Here is an 18,071-nt window from a genome sequence, read left to right on the forward strand (position 1 = left end):
TAAGTTTGCCGCCATTTTATTGAATGACATTGCGCCGCAACGCCTTGCGCTCGGCATGGTGGCGCTTGCCTTCCAGCCGGCGCAGTTTCGAGCCCTTGGTCGGCTTGGTGGCGATGCGCGGCGCGGGCGTCCTGGCCACGCTATTGACCAGCTCATGCAATCTGGCGAGCGCGTCGGCACGATTCAACTCCTGGCTGCGATGCAGCTGGGCCTTGATGATGATCACGCCATCCTTGGTGATCCTGTGGTCGCGCAAGCGCAACAGCCTGGCCTTGACCAGGTCGGGCAAAGAGGAGGCCTTGACGTCGTAGCGCAGGTGGATGGCGCTCGACACTTTGTTCACGTTCTGGCCGCCCGCTCCCTGCGCCCGTACGGCAGTCAGCGTGATTTCATCGGGCTCCAGGTACAGTTCAGGCAAATCCATAACAAATCCGTTAATCCAGCACCTGGCGTATCAACTGCAAGCCGAGGCTGACGCCGAAGCCGTTCACGTCGCTGCCCACGGCGCCAAGCCCGCCCTTGCGGTGGTATGAAGACAAATCCGTGTGCACCCAGGGGATATCGTGCTCGATGAACCTGGCTAGAAAGCGTGCGGCCAGCACGTGGTCGGCGCCGCCCTCCAGCGCGCATTGCTTGATGTCGGCAATGCCGCTTTCCAGCTCCTCCTCGTAATCCTCGTCGAACGGCAGACTGCATACTCGCTCACCGACAGTGAGTCCGGCTTGTACCGCCTTGTCCAGCCAGTCATGGTCATTGCCGATCACGCCGCTATAACGGTCTCCCAATGCCACCTGCATGCTGCCGGTCAATGTGGCGAAGTCGAGCATGAATCCTGGCTTGGCGCGCGAGGCCAGGGTCAGCGTATCGGCCAGCACCATTCGCCCCTCCGCATCGGTATGGACAATTTCTATGGTCGTGCCGTTGAGGGCAGTCACCACATCATTCTGCTTGTAGGCGCGCGGCCCGATATGGTTCTGCGCCAATGCCAGCCAGCAGTCTATCTTGACCGGCAGCTGAGCCTCGGTCGCGGCGAGCAAGATGCCCAGCGCCACCGCAGAGCCGTTCATGTCCTCATGCATGCCGTGCATGTATTTGGCCGGCTTGAGGTTGTGTCCGCCGGTATCGAAGCAGATACCCTTGCCGACCACAGCCACATGCTGACGCGCACCCTTGGGCTGGTAAGATAAGTGCACGATCGCGGCATCCTCTTCTGGCGAGCCTTGCGCCACCGCGACAAAGGCTCCCGCACCGAGCTTGCGTAGTTTCTTGAGGTCGTACTCTTGGCGTTTCCAGCCATATTGCCTGGCCAGTTCCGCGATCTTTTCCCGGTATGCGGTCGGCGTCAATTCATTAGGCGGCGTCAGGGTCAGGCTTCTCGCCAATGCATTGCCGGCCACCAGCGCATTGATTCCGGCATAGCCGTCGGCCTGCTTCCATCCCTGGACCACGATATGCTTGAGCGGATGCGCTTTGTGCCTGGATTTGCGCGCAGGCAGCTCCACCGCGTTCACGCTCACCACGTAAAACGCTTCGCGCGCGGCGAACGCCCGCAACGCTTCATCGCCAAACACCGCAATGGTCACCGATTGCGGCTGGTCATCCAGCAATATCTTGGCAGCCTTGCGAAGCAAGGTATGACGCTGGAAAGCATTCTGCCGCTCATCCATCACCACCCAGCTTGCAACGCCCCCGTTCGGGAGGTCCGCCGATACATGGCTTTTCACCAGGTCGGTATATTTGCTGCGGGCACGGCGCAACCTGGCTTCCAGCACAGAGGCGAACGGTAGCGAGGCAGGCTTTCTCCTGGGCAGAACAAACAGTATATGGTTTGCCGTTGCCAGTGATTTCTCGTCTGCGGGATGCGGGAGTTGCTTGAGTTGCACAGTCATAAGTTTTCTCTTGTTTTTAGCGGGTTAGGCCCGTACTTTCATGCGCTGCGGCAAGCGACAAAACTTGACCTAAACAGTCAAAAAAGCCAATATAGCGTCTTCACAACGGCCTCAAGCCATAACAAATATTTGAAGCTTGATGCTGCATCAGGCTGATTATACCCAAGCGTATCTTAAAAGTTTCCCGGAGAACCTTACATGGCATTGACCCCCGATATCGACCCTCAAGAGACCCAGGAATGGCTTGAAGCCATCTCATCGGTACTTGAGAACGAGGGAACCGAGCGAGCGCATTTCCTGCTGGAAACGCTGATCGATAAAGCCCGCCGCTCAGGTGCATATTTACCGTACAACGCAACCACTGCATACGTAAACACCATTCCGGCGCACCTGCAGCCCAAGCACCCCGGCGACACCGCCATGGAGCGCAAGATCCGTGCGCTGATCCGCTGGAACGCCATCATGACCGTGCTGCGCGCCAACGAGAAATCCCCGGGCGTGGGCGGCCACATTGCCAGTTTCCAGTCTGCCGCCACCTTGTATGACACCGGCTTCAACCATTTCTTCCGCGCTGCCAACGAAAGCTTCGGCGGCGACCTGATCTATTTCCAGGGCCACTCCTCTCCCGGCGTATACGCGCGTGCCTTCCTCGAAGGCCGGATTACGGAAGAGCAGCTGTCCAATTTCCGTATGGAGTCCAACGGCAACGGCCTGTCCTCATACCCGCATCCCTGGCTGATGCCCGACTTCTGGCAGTTCCCTACCGTCTCGATGGGCCTGGGTCCGATCGCCGGCATCTACCAGGCGCGTTTCCTCAAGTACCTGCACAACCGCGGCATTGCCGATACGGCCGACCGCAAGGTATGGGTGTTCTGCGGCGACGGCGAAATGGACGAGCCGGAATCCCTGGGCGCAATTTCACTCGCAGCACGTGAGAAACTCGACAACCTGATCTTCGTCATCAACTGTAACCTGCAGCGCCTGGACGGCCCGGTGCGCGGCAACGGCAAGGTGATCCAGGAATTCGAAGCCGCGTTCCGCGGCTCCGGCTGGAACGTGGTGAAGGTATTGTGGGGCTCCTATTGGGACCCATTGCTCGCTATGGACAAGGACGGTCTGCTCAAGAAGCGCATGGAAGAATGCGTGGACGGCGAATACCAGAACTTCAAGGCCAAGGGCGGCGCCTATACGCGCGAACACTTCTTCGGCAAATATCCCGAACTCAAGGAAATGGTCGCGGCGATGTCCGACGAGGACATCTGGCGCCTCAACCGTGGCGGCCATGACCCGCACAAAGTGTACGCGGCCTACCAGGCCGCAGTGAACCACAAGGGCCAGCCTACCGTCGTGCTTGCCAAGACCGTCAAGGGCTACGGCATGGGCGACGAGGGCGAAGGCCAGAACACCACCCACCAGCAGAAGAGCATGAGCATCGAAACGCTGAAGAAATTCCGCGACCGCTTCAACCTGCCGCTGACCGACGAACAGGTGGAGAAACTTTCCTTCTACCGTCCCGCCGACGACAGCCCGGAAATGCAATACCTGCAGGCGCGCCGCGAAGCCATGGGCGGCTTCATTCCTGCACGCCGCCGCAAGGGCAACGAGCTGACCGTGCCGGCCCTGTCCGCTTTCGAGAACATGCTGGGCTCCACCGGCGAGCGAGAAATCTCCACCACCATGGCCTTCGTGCGCATTCTTTCCACACTGGTGCGCGACAAGCAGATCGGCAAGTACGTCGTGCCTATCGTGCCTGACGAAGCCCGTACCTTCGGCATGGAAGGCATGTTCCGCCAGCTCGGCATCTATTCCTCCGTCGGCCAGCTTTACGAGCCGCAGGATGCCGACCAGGTGATGTTCTACAAGGAATCCAAGGACGGCCAGATCCTCGAGGAAGGCATCAACGAGGCCGGCTCATTCTCATCCTGGCTGGCTGCCGCGACTTCGTACAGCGTCACCGGCGTGCAGATGATCCCATTCTACATCTTCTACTCCATGTTCGGCTTCCAGCGCATCGGCGACCTGGCATGGGCGGCAGGTGACAGCCGCGCGCGCGGCTTCCTGCTGGGCGCGACCGCCGGCCGCACCACGCTGAACGGCGAAGGCCTGCAACACGAGGACGGCCATAGCCACCTGATGTCGGCCACCATCCCAAACTGCGTTTCCTATGACCCGACCTTCGCCTACGAACTCGCGGTCATCATCCAGGAAGGCATGCGCCGCATGGTACAGAACCAGGAAGATGTGTATTACTACATCACCCTGATGAACGAGAACTATACCCACCCCGAGCTGCCGAAGGGCGCAGAGGAAGGCATCCTCAAGGGCATCTACCAGTTCAGCAAGTCCAAGGCCAAAGGCCCCAAGGTGCAATTGCTGGGCAGCGGCGTGATCCTGCGCGAAGTGATTGCCGCGGCCGAGCTGCTGGAAAAGGACTGGGGCGTATCCGCCGACATCTGGAGCGTCACCAGCTTCACCGAGCTGCGCCGCGAAGGTCTGGACGTCGAGCGCTGGAACCTGCTCAACCCGGAAAAGCCGCAGAAGGAGAGCTACGTCGCCAAGCAATTGAAGAAAGCCGAAGGCCCGGTGATCGCCTCTACCGACTACATGAAGGCGTTTGCCGACCAGATCCGCAACTTCATCCCGCAGCGCTATGTTGCACTGGGCACCGACGGCTACGGCCGTTCCGACTCGCGCGAGGCGTTGCGCAGCTTCTTCGAGGTCGACCGCTACCATGTCGTGCTTGCAGCGTTGAAGGCATTGGCGGACGAAGGCAAACTGCCTGCCGCCAAGGCCGCGGAAGCAATCAAGAAATACAAGCTCGACGCCAACAGGCCAAACCCGGCAACGGTGTAAGCCCATGGCAAACAGGCCGCCAGGCACCCCTGGCGGCCGTTCGCAGCAATCATACGCCCCGGCTTACCGCATGCGGGCGTTTTGCGTAAATGCATATCTTAAAAAGATACATTTTAAGGAACATCAAGCATGGCAATTAAAGACGTACTCGTTCCCGACATCGGCAACTTTGACAGCGTGGATGTCATCGAAGTCCTGGTCAAAGCCGGCGACAGCATTGCCAAGGACGACTCGCTGATCACCCTGGAGTCCGACAAGGCCTCGATGGACATTCCCGCGCCATTCGCCGGCACCGTGAAGGAAGTAAAAATCAAGGTAGGCGACAAGGTGGCCCAAGGCGCCCTCATCCTCACGCTGGAAGCGGAGGAAGAAAGCGCAAGCGTCCCCGCTGCCTCCCCGCAAGAGGAAGCCAAGCCAGCACCTGCCGCAGCTGCGCCGGCAACCCCTGCGCCCGTACCCGAGGCCACCCGCCCTGCGCCCGAGCCTCCCCAGACCATACAGCCGCAAACCACGCCCAACCCGGTTGCGGCCAGCGTTGAAACCGCTGCTGGCAAGCTTGCGCATGCCAGCCCATCGGTGCGCAAGTTCGCACGCGAGCTGGGCGTCAACCTGGCATTGGTCACCGCCAGCGGCCCCAAGAACCGCATTACGCAATCCGACGTTCAGGCCTACGTCAAGGGCGAGCTGAGCAAGCCTCGCGGCGGCGGTATCGCCACCGGAGCCGGCGGCCTTGCCGTCATTTCGGCCCCCGTCATCGACTTCTCGCAATATGGCGAGACCGAAACCAAACCGCTATCGCGCATCAAGAAGCTCTCGGGCGCCAACCTGCACCGCAACTGGGTCACCGCGCCGCACGTCACGCAATTCGACGAGGCCGACATCACCGACCTCGAGGATTTCCGCAAGTCCATGCAATCCGAAGCGGAAAAACGCGGCGTCAAGCTCACCATGCTGGCCTTCCTGATCAAGGCCTCGGTCAACGCGTTGCGCGCCTACCCTAACTTCAATGCCTCGCTGTCCGCCGACGGCGAAAACTTGATCCTCAAGCAGTATTACAACGTCGGCTTCGCCTGCGACACGCCGGACGGACTGGTTGTGCCGGTGATCCGCGACGTCAACCGCAAAGACGTGCTCGAAATCGCGGCCGAGCTGGGCGAGCTTTCCGCCAAGGCACGCGAGCGCAAGCTCAAGGTCGAGGAAATGCAGGGCGGCTGCTTCACGATTTCCAGCCTGGGCGGCATCGGCGGCACGGCATTCACCCCCATCATCAACTGCCCCGAAGTGGCGATCCTGGGTGTATCGCGCTCCAGCATCCAGCCGGTATTCAACAGCAAGAACAAGGAGTTCGAGCCACGCCTGGTCCTGCCTTTGTCCCTATCTTATGACCACCGCGTGATCGATGGTGCCGATGGCGCCCGTTTCACCAGCCATTTGCGCATGGTGTTGTCCGATGTGCGCCGTTTGTTGCTGTAAGGATTGAGGGATCAACATGAGCAAGATTACTGAAGTATTGGTTCCCGATATCGGCAACTTCGATAGCGTGGACGTCATTGAAGTACTGGTCAAGGCCGGCGACACCATCGCCAAGGAAGATGCGCTGATCACCCTGGAGTCCGACAAGGCCTCCATGGACATTCCCTCTTCCCACGCCGGCGTGGTGAAGGAAGTCAAGGTCAAGGTGGGCGACAAGGTCGCCAAGGGCGCGCTGATCCTGCTGGTGGAAGAAGCCGGTGCGGAACAGGCTGGCGCTGCTGCTGCCAGCCCGACACCAGCAGCCCAGGAACCATTCCAACCTGCGCCCGCGGCAGCGCCTGCCGCACCGGCGCCTGTTCCGGCAACCGCCACCGGCGACTCCGACATCAATACCGAAGTCGTGGTGCTCGGTTCTGGCCCTGGCGGCTATACGGCAGCCTTCCGTGCAGCCGACCTCGGCAAGCAGGTCGTGCTGATCGAGCGCTACTCCACACTGGGCGGCGTCTGCCTCAATGTGGGCTGCATTCCGTCCAAAGCGTTGCTGCATACTGCCAAGGTCATCACCGAGGCCGAGGAAACCAGCCATCACGGCGTCAGCTTCGGCAAACCCAAGATCAATCTGGAAGAACTGCGCAACTGGAAAGCCAATGACGTCGTCGCCAAGCTCACCGGCGGCCTCGCACAGATGGCCAAACAGCGCGGTGTAACCGTGGTGCAGGGCGTAGGTCAATTCACCAGTCCCAACCAGATCGCCGTGACCGCAGCCGATGGCAAGGTCACCACTGTCGGCTTCCAGAACGCCATCATCGCCGCCGGCTCACAGGCCACCAAGTTCCCAGGCGCGCCTGAAGACGATCGCATCATGGATTCCACCGGCGCACTGGCGCTGGCAGACGTGCCAAAACGCCTGCTGGTGATCGGTGGCGGCATCATCGGCCTGGAAATGGGCACAGTGTACGACGCGCTCGGCAGCAAAGTCAGCGTAGTCGAGTTCATGGATGGCCTCATCCCGGGTGCCGACCGCGACCTGATCCGCCCGTTGCAGAAGCGCATGGAAAAACGCTTTGAGAGCATCATGCTCTCCACCAAGGTAGCCAAGATCGAAGCAAAGAAAGACGGTATCCACGTCAGCTTCGAAGGTGAAAACGCACCCAAGGAAAGCCAGGTCTACGACCGCGTGCTGGTCTCCATCGGCCGCCGACCGAACGGCAAGAACATCGGCGCCGAAAACGCAGGCGTTGCAGTGGACGATCGCGGCTTCATTGCCGTCGACAAGCAGATGCGCACCAACGTGCCGCATATCTTCGCGATCGGCGACATCGTCGGCCAGCCCATGCTGGCGCACAAGGCGACGCATGAAGCCAAAGTGGCGGCTGAAGTCATTGCCGGGCACAAGGTCGAGTTCCAGGCCATGGCGATTCCTTCCGTTGCCTATACCGATCCCGAAGTGGCCTGGGTCGGCGTCACCGAAACCGAAGCCAAGGCCAAGGGCCTGGAGATCGAGAAAGCCTCCTTCCCATGGGCGGCAAGCGGCCGGGCGTTATCCATTGCCCGCTCCGAAGGCGCCACCAAGCTGATCTTCGACAAGGAAACCCACCGCGTGATCGGTGCCGGCATTGTCGGTACCAATGCCGGCGAATTGCTGGCGGAAGCCGTGCTGGCGATCGAGATGGGCGCCGATGCCCACGACCTGGGCCTCACCATCCACGCCCACCCGACCTTGTCCGAGACCATCTGCTTCGCGGCCGAGATGAAGGAAGGCACCATCACCGACCTTTATATCAAGAAAAGATAATCAACATCCCACAACAGAATCCCGCGCAATGCGGGATTTTTTTCGTCTATGAAAAGACAAGGGCAATCTTGCTGGGACATCCAGCAAAATACCTGCCTGGAACAAAACACTTCCTGCTGAATCTTGAGCAGACTGCTTTGCCATCCCGGCCTATCCACCGCTAAGTCTTTGTATTCACAATACCCTTGGGCGGGTACGGTACTTGCTGTCACTCCAGGGATATTGTGCAGCCAACTGCATGAGAAGAACTTAGGAGTCAGCATGAAGTACATCAAAACCTGGGATATTCCCTTACGCGTTTTCCATTGGGCGCTAGTCGCGCTTTTCGCCACTGCGATCATTACCGTCAAGATAGGCGGCAACGCCTTGGAATGGCATGTCCTTTCAGGACTGGCGCTGCTAGCTTTGCTGATTTTCCGCATATTGTGGGGATTTGCCGGCGGCACCTATGCCAAGTTCTCCAACTTCATCCGCGGCCCGCGTGCCATCCTGGGTTACGTCAAGGGCAAGGGAGACAAGACTATCGGCCACAACCCGCTCGGCGGATGGTCGGTCGTTGCGATGCTGGCGCTGCTGTTGGCGCAGGTGATCACTGGCTTGTTCGCCAATGACGACATCTTCACCGAGGGCCCGCTGTACTCGCTAGTCGACAAGGACACCAGTGACTACCTGACCTACTTGCACACGGTCAATCAATACGTGCTCTATGGCCTGATCGGACTGCATGTCGCCGCCATCATCTATTACCGGCTGTTCAAGCGCGAAAACCTGGTAAGCGCCATGATCACCGGGCGCAAGCAAGTGCCCGCATCCATCCCTGATGCGCATGCCAGTCAAGGCGGCCATGTGATCCTTGGCCTGGTGTTGCTGGCAGCGAGCGTAGGAATTACTTGGTTCATTTCCACCCACTGGGCCGGATAGGGTTGGCAACGATGCCATTTCCCAGGAAAATGGCATCATTAAACTAACTGAGAATCGTTCATGGCTGCCAGACTTGTCCCCATATTGCTTTTGCTGTGCATCCCGTTGGCCCATGCCGATGCGCAACCGGCTGCCGGGCGCCAATATACGTTCTCATGGCAATTCCAGGATGAATCAGACCTGTCGCCCAGGGGCGGCACGACCCAGGGCGCTCCCGTCAAGCTGGTCACCGAGCCGACACCGGAATGGAAAGCCTTGCAAGAGCCCGGCCTGAGCGACTTTGAACGCGACCGCCGCGCCATCCTGGCCATGGCAGGTGGTTATCGCGCCACGTTCGACTTCGTAGAAACGGCCGGTTTCGTTTCCGCTTACAAACCCAACCGCCCCTACCGCAGCTGGGGCACGGAAAAGGTATATGTCGTCGAGGACAAGGGTGACTCCATTGTCTTGCAGCATCTTCTGGTCATGTCCTTCGTGGGCGAACACGGCAAGGCCGAAGGACCTTTCGTCACTAAGCACTGGCGGCAGGACTGGCAATACGAGCCCTCCGAGCAACTGGTGTTTCGCGGCAACAATACCTGGCAGCGCATCAAGACGCCTGGGCGGCAACATGGCCAATGGAGGCAGACCGTTTACCAGGTCGACGACAGCCCCCGTTACTCCGGCATCGCAAAATGGCAGCACCTGGGCAACTACTCCAGCTGGAGCGACGAAGACGGCTGGAGGCCCTTGCCGCGCCGCGAATACAGCGTGCGCAGCGACTATGACGTATTAATCGGGAACAATCGGCATATCATCACGCCCACCGGCTGGGTGCATGAGCAGCAGAACCTCAAGGTCAAGCTGGACCAGACCGCGAAAATTGCGGCGAATGCCCCCGTCGTCGGCCGCGAATCCGGTTTCAACCGTTACGAACGCATCCAGGAATATGACTGGGACGCCGGCGACAAGTACCTGGAGGCCACCAGGCCAGTATGGACCGCAGTGCGCGAGGAGTGGGACAAGCTGATCGCTGACAACGAGTTCCTGCGGCTGCGCGGCGCCCCGGACAAGGATAACTTGTTCGTCCCGCTCTACCGGTATGCGCAGGAGGTCGCGGAAGCCAAAAACCCGGTTCCAACGACAGAAATCAGGGCAAAGGTCCACCAGGCAGTGCAGGCCTATCTTGCAGGCGGCAATTCAACAACTCCTTGATTTAAGATTTGCCATTGCAACAGCATGCATGCCCTAGCTGTTGCCGTGGCAACTCCCGCATCTCGCGCCCCAGGTAAAATCCAATATCCATCAGTGGGTTATATATGGACGGCGCTTGGCATATCGATTGCTATCCAATCATACAGGCCATGCTCGCAGTGCTGGTCTCCTTATTTCACAACCATGGAGAGCAATCAATGGATAACCCTTTCAAGCCTTTGATCGTATTTGGCATCGCCGGACTGATCGGCCTGGCAGCGCTTACGACCGCCGTAGGCATTGCCAGCGCGGGTGAAGAGCTGGATCCCAAAGCCATTTCGATCAAGCTACCCAAGGAAATCAAGTGGACGGCCAACCCAAGCGGCTCGGAAACGGCGGTATTGGTAGGGGACCCGTCCAAGCCAGGCTTGTATGTAGTCCTCAACAAATGGAAAGCCAATCACCATAGCAAGCCCCACTCGCTCCCCAATGACAGGTTCATTACCGTATTGTCAGGAACGTGGTGGGTTGCCACGGGCGCCGATTACAACCCTGCGCACTTCAAACCCGTGCCGGCTGGAAGCTTCGTGACGCATTACGCCAATGAAATCCACTACGACGGCGCCAAGGACGAGGACACGATTCTCCAGATTGTAGGCATCGGCCCAGCCACCTCCACCCGCGCTGCAGAAAAGCAATAGCAGGACGACCACCAGCGCCGTTCTAGACAGCCGCTGACGTTCCCGTGGCGAAAGGCATCTGCATGCCAATGCCCCCACTTATCATGGCAACTCCTGCCCCTGCAGCCTACGGGCATCTTCCAGTGCGTGGCTGACCGATGCCGCTGCCTCGGAGTCCGGGGGCAGTTTCTGCAGCAAGCGCTCCCATAGATCAATAGCGCGGCTATAGTCGCCGCGGTCGAATGCGGCCGATGCCGCCAGCATCAGTGCCTTGGCTTGCCCTGGGTCCAGCTCCAGCGCACGCGCCACCAGGGCTTCGGGCTTGCCGGCCATGCTGTGCTGGTTGAGGAAAGCCAGCGCGATGGCGTAATCCACCAGCAACTGCGGATCGTCGGGAATTGTACGGACCGCCTGCTCGAATGCCTGCACAGCCTCGTCGTAACGGTGCAGCTTGGTGTTGGCGCGGGCGAGCAAGGCCCAGCCCGCACCATCGTCCGGGTCCAGTTCTAGCTTTTGCCTGAGGGATTGCAGGATCGCCTCGACGTTGGCGGGAACAGCTCCGCTATCGGCGACAGGACTGGCCTGCTGCTGGTGCAACGCAATGATCGCCTCGGGGTTGCCAGTCTTGAGATAGATCGGCACGGCAAGCGCCGGCAACAACAACAGCAGGGATGCGGCCAGCAAGCGCTCGGGCCTGCCATCGGCCTTAGCGGATGCTGGCTTAGTATTGCGCGCCTCATCCACCAAGCGCCGCTCCAGCTTGCTTTTCGCTTGCTGGTATAGCGCTTCGTCCAGCAGGCCGCTCTCCCGGTCATGCTCCAGCTCGGCGAATTGCTCGCGGTACACGGCGACCATCGCTGGCATCGCGGCGAGAGGCGCAGCCTGGCGCCTCAGCAACGGCCTAATCAGCACTGCCACCGCCAATAGCAGCAACAATGCTGCCACAGCCCAGAATATCAACAACACTATTGCTCCTGCCTCAATAACTCATCGACCTTGCGGGACTGGTCCGCATCCAAAGGGAACTCAACCGGCGGCACTTCGCGGCGCCTAACCAACAGGACGATGCATATCAAACCTACTGCCAACAGTACGAACGGCCCGGCCCATAGGACCGCCGTGCTGGGCTTGAATGGCGGCCGGTAGCGTACGAAATCTCCATAGCGCGCTACCAAGTAGTCCACGATTTGCTGATCGCTCATATCCTTGGCGGCCATTTCGCGGATTTCATTACGCAGGTCCTCCGCCAACGGCGCGTCGGAATCGGCCAGTGTCTGGTTCTGGCATACCAGGCAGCGCAACTCCTCCGCCAGGCGCGAAACCTGGGACTCGACCTGCGGATTTTCCGCCAATGGCACCGCTTCCTGCGCCGGTAATGCCAGCACCGGCCACAGCAGGCCGAGCATGATCAAGCAATATTTCATTCTGCCTTTAGCTCCATGATAAGGGGCAGCAACTTCTCGGCAACGCTCTGCTCGGTCAATGCGCCGATGTGCTTGTAGCGTATGATGCCCACCTTGTCGACCACGTAAGTCTCGGGCACGCCGTAAACGCCGTAATCGATCCCCACCCTGCCGTCCGTATCGGTCACAGAGGTCAAGTACGGGTCGCCACCGCCTTGTTTGAGCCAGGCGAGCGCCCTTTCTCGCTGGTCCTTATAATTCATGCCGACGATAGGAGCGACCTGGCTCGCGGCTAGTTTCAGCAATAAACCATGTTCTTCCCGGCACGGTGCGCACCAAGACGCCCACACATTGAACAGCCAGACCTGACCCTGCAGATCAACAGGGGAAAATTCGCGTTGCGGATCGTCCAGCCTGGGAAGGCCGAAGACGGGCGCCGGCTTGCCCACCAAGGGTGACGGCACCTCGTGCGGGTCATGGCGCAAACCCACCGCCAGGAATCCAGCCAGGACCAGGAAAGCCAGCAACGGCACCAGAATCAACAGGCGCCTCATGCTGCAACCACTTCCTGCAAAGTTTTTGCCTTAGCCTTGCTGCGCATGCGATACCGCCTGTCGCTCAAGGCCAGGAATCCACCTGCCGCCATCAACAGGCAGCCGCCCCAGATCCAGTTGACCATTGGCTTGTAGTAAATCCTCACGCTCCAGCTGCCGTCACCCAGCGGCTCACCCAAGGAGGCATATTGATCGCTCCATATCCCAGCAGAAATTCCTGCTTCCGTCATCGGCATGTTCTGTACCGTGTACACGCGCTTTTGCGGATGCACCGTCGCCACTTCCTTTTGGTTGTAGAGTACCCGCATGTTGCCCTGAGTGGCGGTGTAATTGGGCCCTTGCACTTCGGTCACCCCTTCGAACACGAAGTCGTAGCCGGATAAGTGGGCGACATCGCCCGGATACATGCGCACTGCCGTTTCAGTTTCGAAACCCTTGACGATGGTCACGCCCAGGATGAACACGCCAATGCCCACATGCGCGAGCCACATCCCCCACCAGGCGCGGGCCAGGCTACGCAGGCGCTCGGCCAGCGGCAGCCCGCCTACGCGCAAGCGCAGCCACAGCGTCTGCGCCGAAGCGGCAAACACCCAGAATGCCAGGAACAGGCCCAGTCCCACCATCGGCGTCCAGCGGCCGAGCAGCAAGGGCAGGAATACCGCAGTAGCCAGGCTGATGGCGAAGGCCCAGCGCAACCGTACAGCCAACTCCGGCAGCTCTGCATGTTTCCAGCGCGCCAAGGGGCCTATGCCCATGAGGAAGACCGCGGGAGCCATCAGCGGAGCAAATACCGTGTCGAAATACGGCGGCCCGACCGATATCTTGCCCAAGCCGAGCGTATCGAGGACCAAGGGATACAGCGTGCCCAGCATGACGGAAGCTGCCGCAACCACCAACAGCACGTTATTGGAAAGCAGCAGGCTTTCGCGGGAAAGCGCGCTGAAGCCTCCGCCTCTGCCCACCGAGGATGCGCGCCAGGCGAACAAGCCCAGCGAACCGCCGATCACGATGACGAGGAAAGCGAGGATGAACAAACCTCGCTCGGGGTCGGTGGCAAACGCATGGACCGAGGTAAGCACGCCGGAACGTACGAGAAAGGTTCCCAACAGGCTTAGGGAAAATGCCGCGATGGCCAGCAGTACGGTCCAGGCCTTGAAGCTGCCGCGCTTTTCCGTCACAGCCAGCGAGTGCATCAAGGCGGTGCCGACCAGCCATGGCATGAAGGAGGCATTTTCCACAGCATCCCAGAACCACCACCCGCCCCAGCCCAGCTCGTAATATGCCCAGTTGCTGCCTGCCATGATGCCCACGGTGAGGAACAGCCAGGCAAGGATGGTCCATGGTCGCGACCATCGGGCCCAGGCTGCGTCGAGCTCGCCTCCCAGCAAAGCGGCAATCGCAAAGGCGAAAGCGACGGAAAAGCCGACATAGCCCATATACAGCATGGGAGGATGAAACACCATGCCCGGGTCCTGCAGGAGCGGATTGAGGTCCCTCCCGTCTATCGCCGCCGGAATCAGCCGTTCGAAAGGGTTGGAAACCGTCAGCAGGAACAGCAGGAAACCGATGCTGATGAGCCCCATCACGCCCAGGATGCGGGCCCGCGTCAGCTCGGGCAACCCCTTGGAGAAAAAGCTGACTGCCAGCGCCCAGGCATTGAGGATGAACACCCATAGCAGCAGCGACCCCTCATGCCCGCCCCAGAGCGCGGCCACCCGGTAGTGCAGCGGCAGTTGCGAATTGGAGTTGGACGCCACGTAAAGCACGGAATAGTCCTTGACGGCGAACGTATAGGCAAGGCAGGCGGCAGACAAGGCCACCAGCACGAACTGCAGGCGGGCGGCGGGCCTGGCCAGCGCGACCCAGGCAGGCCTGCGCAATGCTGCCCCTGCAATCGGGAACACCCCTTGCACGACGGCGACCAGCAATGCCAGCACCAATGAAAAATGGCCGATCTCGGGAATCAAGACTTGTCTCCCGCGACATCGGCCGCCTGGCCCGTTCCAGCAGTCTTAGCCCGCTTGAGCGCCTCCGCCGCCTCGGGCGGCATATAGTTCTCGTCGTGCTTTGCCAGCACATTGCTCGCGATGAAACGGCCATCCGCATCCAAAGCGCCTTGCGCCACCACGCCTTTTCCTTCCTTGAAAAGATCCGGCAGTATTCCCTGGTAGCTTACCGGAATGTCTTTGACCGTATCCGTCACGACAAAATGCACGGTCAAGCCGTCGGCCTGCCGCTCCAGGCTGCCTTCGGCCACCATGCCGCCGATGCGGAAGCTGGTATTGGCCGGCGCCTCGCCGTTGGCCACTTGCGAAGGCGTATAGAAGAACACGAGATTGCTACGGAAAGCGCTCAAGACCAATGCGATCGCCAGGGCGACCAGCACGGCGCTTACGCCGACCAATGCCAAACGTTTGTGTCTCGGCTTCATTCCGAATGCCCCACTTTGCGCGCCTCATTCCATGCACGTGCCTGCCGGATACGCCTGAATGCCTTGCGGCGCCTGAATGCCAGCCCGCTCAGCTCCCAAGCCAGCCCAATCAGGGTCAGCCCGAACGAACCCCATACATAAGAGGCATACCCTCCCATGGCGAAAAACTCCGCTGCTGAATTCCATTGCATTAACTTCTTACCTCTTCCAGTTGCTGTACCCAGGCCGAATGCCGCTCGCGCTCCAAAATGACGCAACGCGCACGCGATAATGCGGCTGCGATGCTGTAAATCCAGCTTGCCAGCGCCATCACCAGCATGCCCGCGAGCATGATGCTTGCCATTTTCGGCGCCGACGACACATTGACGGAGGCGCCTTGGTGCAGCGTGTTCCACCAGCGTACCGAGAAATAGATGATAGGCACGTTGACCGCCCCGACCACGGCAATGACGGCCGCCGCCCGGTCCGCACGCTGGGGGTTGTCGATGGAGGCGTGCAGCGCCATGAAGCCTATGTAAAGGAACAAAAGAATCAGCTCCGAAGTAAGCCTGGCATCCCAAACCCACCATGCTCCCCAGGTGGGCTTGCCCCACAGCGACCCGGTTACGAGCGCTAGCAGGGTAAACAGCGCTCCCGTGGGTGCTAGCGCCTGGGCCATCATCGCGGACAATCGAGTGTTGAACACCAGCCCCACCGTTGCCCAGAAGGCCATGGCAAGATAGATCACCATCGACATCCATGCGGCGGGCACATGAATGAAAATGATGCGGTAGGCCTCTCCCTGCTGGAAATCGCTCGGAGCGATGAACAAACCGATGTAAATCCCAATTGCCGCCAACAAGGCGGCGACGCTATAGAGCCAGGGAATCCAGCGGCCGGCCACAGGATAGAACGCCTGCGGCGCCGCATATTTGAACCAATTGATGCCTGACATGTAGCCCTATTCCAATGCAATCCGCAAAGCAACGGCAGCGGCCCAGGGAGCCACCACCAACGATAGTAAAAAGCATGCGCCGAGCAACGCAAAGTAGGCCTGCGGCTCCAGCCCCGTCTGACTGGCACTCACCGCCCCCGCACCGAAGACCAGGACCGGGATGTACAAGGGCAACACCAGGACGGCCAGCAGCAACCCGCCTCCGCGGCTGCCCAGCGTCAGCGCAGCCCCAATCCCCCCGACCAGGCTCAGCGTCGGCGTCCCCAGCAACAGCGCAGCCTCCAGCACGTACAAGGGCCTGCCCTGCAGACCGTACTGGATGCCCAGCGCAGGGGCTAGTACCAGCAATGGCGGGGCAAACACCAGCCAATGGGCTGCCATCTTGGCCAACGCCAGCGCGGCCAACGGCTGGGGAGCAATCACCATTTGCTCCAGCGCGCCATCCGCATAATCCGCAGCGAACATCCGCGGCAGGGACAACAGGCAAGCCAGCAATGCCGACACCCACAGCACGCCCGGCGCCAGGCTGCGCAATACAGCCGGGGCAGGGTTGGCCGCCAACGGAAACAAACTCGCCACGACGATGAAGAAGATTGCGCCTGTCACGCCCTCGGCGGGTTTGCGCACCGCCAGCAACAAGTCTCGGCGGATGACTTCAATCCATATCCCGGCCATCAGGCGATCTTGATCCGGTGCACGATTTGGCCTGGTATATCCACCGCCTGGTGCGAAGTCAGCACCGCCATGCCGCCGCCCACCAAATGTTGACCTATGCGTTCCGCCAATATGGAGACCGATGCCTTGTCCAGCGAGACAAAAGGCTCGTCCAGTAGCCACAACCGTGCCCGGCTTAACCAGAGGCGGGCCAATCCTGCCCGGCGGCGCTGCCCCTGCGATAGGCTCCCCGCCCGCTCATCCGCATATACCTCAAGGCCGACCGCACCCATCGCGTCCCCGATCTCGGCGTCATGGCTATCCTGCCCCGCCAAGCGCGAGGCAAACCTTAAATTCTCCGCAATGCTCAAATCGTCCTTCAGCCCATCCGTATGGCTGATCAACAGCAAGCTGCGGCGATATGCCTCTTGTCGCTTGCCCACATCGTCGCCATTCCAAAACACCGCTCCCTGTTCCGGCATTGCCAAACCGCTCAATACCCTCAACAAGCTGCTTTTGCCCGCACCGTTCTCGCCTGACACATAAAGCAGCTCCCCTGACCGCAAGGAAAAATCCAGGCTGCTGAACAACAACCTATCTCCGCGTATGCAAGCGAGATGCTCAGCCTTCAATTGATCCACCACTTATCCGCCTTTTTCAATACGCGACAGCTGCATTCAAACAAAAACGGGGCCGGCTAAACCAACCGGCCCCAATATCTTCGACCTTGAGGATTTCGTTAGTTAAAGGACAACCCTGTGAATTCGCTATTGGCGAGCTTCCTTCAGCCGGAAGTCGTCATGGCAGCCCTTGCAGGTCTTGCCGATTTCCCCAACCTGCGCCTTCAGGGAATTCAAATCCTTGGCTGCGGCGGACAACTTGGCAATCTCTCCCTGGAATTTCTCGGCAGCCTCTTTGTATTTCGCCTGTTCAGTCCAAATTTTCGGGTCTGCCTTGTTCAAGGCGCCCTTGTCTGTTCCTGGACCGAACGAGCCGAATGGCAATGGCGCCAGCAATTCCAGCAATGTAGCGGTCTTGACCGCGAATGCCTGGTCATAAGGACGCTCGCCCTTGGCGATTGCGCCCAATGCATTGAAGTTGCGTCCGATCACATTGAATGCAGACTGACGGTAGCGGATTTCCTCCTCCGGTTTCGGATCTGCCGCGTACGCAACATGCAATGCCCCGCTGACAGCCATTGCAAGAACAATTTTCTGTAATAACTTTCTCACGTTGATTCCTTTGTAATTTAGTTTTTGAGAGTCTTGGATTTTTTGCTATTTCAATACCGGCAAATCCACAGCCGGTTTC

At 59.8% G+C, this 18,071-nt stretch carries 18 protein-coding genes; 6 read left to right on the forward strand and 12 right to left on the reverse strand.

Translation table 11 applies throughout. From position 1 onward, the window contains the following. Window positions 1–16 precede the first annotated feature (16 nt). Window positions 17–424 carry an alternative ribosome rescue aminoacyl-tRNA hydrolase ArfB gene (arfB, locus tag ACW4YW_RS10735; RefSeq protein ID WP_457137522.1) on the reverse strand — a complete coding sequence of 136 codons (408 nt, stop codon included), beginning with the start codon at window positions 422–424 and terminating at the stop codon, window positions 17–19. A 10-nt stretch (window positions 425–434) separates the two neighbouring features. Beyond that, window positions 435–1,889: a M17 family metallopeptidase gene (locus ACW4YW_RS10740; RefSeq protein ID WP_457137523.1), complete on the reverse strand. Its 1,455-nt coding sequence runs from the start codon at window positions 1,887–1,889 to the stop codon at window positions 435–437. Window positions 1,890–2,087: 198 nt separating this feature from the next. On the opposite strand from ACW4YW_RS10740, the gene aceE reads away from it, so the two are divergent. The 6 genes from aceE to ACW4YW_RS10770 all read left to right on the forward strand — a co-directional run bounded on the left by aceE (window position 2,088) and on the right by ACW4YW_RS10770 (window position 10,805). After that, window positions 2,088–4,742 (forward strand): pyruvate dehydrogenase (acetyl-transferring), homodimeric type, encoded by a 2,655-nt coding sequence (gene aceE, locus ACW4YW_RS10745; RefSeq protein WP_457137524.1) that lies wholly within the window; start codon window positions 2,088–2,090, stop codon window positions 4,740–4,742. A 129-nt stretch (window positions 4,743–4,871) separates the two neighbouring features. Then, on the forward strand, window positions 4,872–6,215 hold the full coding sequence (gene aceF, locus ACW4YW_RS10750) for a dihydrolipoyllysine-residue acetyltransferase (protein WP_457137525.1): 1,344 nt from the start codon (window positions 4,872–4,874) through the stop codon (window positions 6,213–6,215). 16 nt (window positions 6,216–6,231) lie between these two features. Continuing rightward, a complete protein-coding gene (lpdA, locus tag ACW4YW_RS10755; RefSeq protein ID WP_457137526.1) occupies window positions 6,232–8,010 on the forward strand; it encodes a dihydrolipoyl dehydrogenase in 1,779 nt (592 codons plus the stop codon). Window positions 8,011–8,271: 261 nt separating this feature from the next. Beyond that, window positions 8,272–8,931: a cytochrome b/b6 domain-containing protein gene (locus tag ACW4YW_RS10760; RefSeq protein ID WP_457137527.1), complete on the forward strand. Its 660-nt coding sequence runs from the start codon at window positions 8,272–8,274 to the stop codon at window positions 8,929–8,931. Between the two features lie 60 nt (window positions 8,932–8,991). Further along, window positions 8,992–10,125, forward strand: coding sequence for a DUF6607 family protein (locus ACW4YW_RS10765; RefSeq protein ID WP_457137528.1), 1,134 nt, complete (start codon window positions 8,992–8,994; stop codon window positions 10,123–10,125). Window positions 10,126–10,322: 197 nt separating this feature from the next. Further along, the gene (locus ACW4YW_RS10770; protein ID WP_457137529.1) at window positions 10,323–10,805 is read left to right on the forward strand and encodes a cupin domain-containing protein; all 483 of its coding nucleotides are present in this window, start codon (window positions 10,323–10,325) and stop codon (window positions 10,803–10,805) included. An 81-nt stretch (window positions 10,806–10,886) separates the two neighbouring features. Here the strand turns inward: ACW4YW_RS10770 and ccmI are convergent, their stop codons facing one another. From ccmI to ACW4YW_RS10820, 10 genes are all read right to left on the reverse strand, one after another. Further along, complete coding sequence (ccmI, locus tag ACW4YW_RS10775) at window positions 10,887–11,750, reverse strand: c-type cytochrome biogenesis protein CcmI (protein ID WP_457137530.1); 864 nt, start codon at window positions 11,748–11,750, stop codon at window positions 10,887–10,889. After that, window positions 11,750–12,208: a cytochrome c-type biogenesis protein gene (locus ACW4YW_RS10780; protein WP_457137531.1), complete on the reverse strand. Its 459-nt coding sequence runs from the start codon at window positions 12,206–12,208 to the stop codon at window positions 11,750–11,752. The genes ccmI and ACW4YW_RS10780 overlap by 1 nt, the downstream gene beginning before the upstream one ends. Further along, a complete protein-coding gene (locus tag ACW4YW_RS10785) occupies window positions 12,205–12,741 on the reverse strand; it encodes a DsbE family thiol:disulfide interchange protein (RefSeq protein WP_457137532.1) in 537 nt (178 codons plus the stop codon). The genes ACW4YW_RS10780 and ACW4YW_RS10785 overlap by 4 nt, the downstream gene beginning before the upstream one ends. Further along, window positions 12,738–14,708: a heme lyase CcmF/NrfE family subunit gene (locus tag ACW4YW_RS10790; RefSeq protein ID WP_457137533.1), complete on the reverse strand. Its 1,971-nt coding sequence runs from the start codon at window positions 14,706–14,708 to the stop codon at window positions 12,738–12,740. The genes ACW4YW_RS10785 and ACW4YW_RS10790 overlap by 4 nt, the downstream gene beginning before the upstream one ends. After that, window positions 14,705–15,172, reverse strand: a complete 468-nt coding sequence (gene ccmE, locus ACW4YW_RS10795; RefSeq protein WP_457137534.1) for a cytochrome c maturation protein CcmE — start codon at window positions 15,170–15,172, stop codon at window positions 14,705–14,707. The genes ACW4YW_RS10790 and ccmE overlap by 4 nt, the downstream gene beginning before the upstream one ends. Further along, a complete protein-coding gene (gene ccmD / locus ACW4YW_RS10800; RefSeq protein ID WP_457137535.1) occupies window positions 15,169–15,363 on the reverse strand; it encodes a heme exporter protein CcmD in 195 nt (64 codons plus the stop codon). Before ccmD ends, ccmE begins: the two co-directional genes overlap by 4 nt. Continuing rightward, window positions 15,363–16,106 (reverse strand): heme ABC transporter permease CcmC, encoded by a 744-nt coding sequence (gene ccmC / locus ACW4YW_RS10805; protein ID WP_457137536.1) that lies wholly within the window; start codon window positions 16,104–16,106, stop codon window positions 15,363–15,365. Before ccmC ends, ccmD begins: the two co-directional genes overlap by 1 nt. Window positions 16,107–16,112: 6 nt before the next feature. Beyond that, window positions 16,113–16,781 carry a heme exporter protein CcmB gene (gene ccmB, locus ACW4YW_RS10810; protein WP_457137537.1) on the reverse strand — a complete coding sequence of 223 codons (669 nt, stop codon included), beginning with the start codon at window positions 16,779–16,781 and terminating at the stop codon, window positions 16,113–16,115. Next, the gene (ccmA, locus tag ACW4YW_RS10815) at window positions 16,781–17,404 is read right to left on the reverse strand and encodes a cytochrome c biogenesis heme-transporting ATPase CcmA (protein ID WP_457137538.1); all 624 of its coding nucleotides are present in this window, start codon (window positions 17,402–17,404) and stop codon (window positions 16,781–16,783) included. The genes ccmB and ccmA overlap by 1 nt, the downstream gene beginning before the upstream one ends. 123 nt (window positions 17,405–17,527) lie before the next feature. Continuing rightward, complete coding sequence (locus tag ACW4YW_RS10820; protein ID WP_457137539.1) at window positions 17,528–17,992, reverse strand: c-type cytochrome; 465 nt, start codon at window positions 17,990–17,992, stop codon at window positions 17,528–17,530. Window positions 17,993–18,071 lie beyond the last annotated feature (79 nt).

The organism is Methylobacillus pratensis (genome assembly GCF_054072455.1).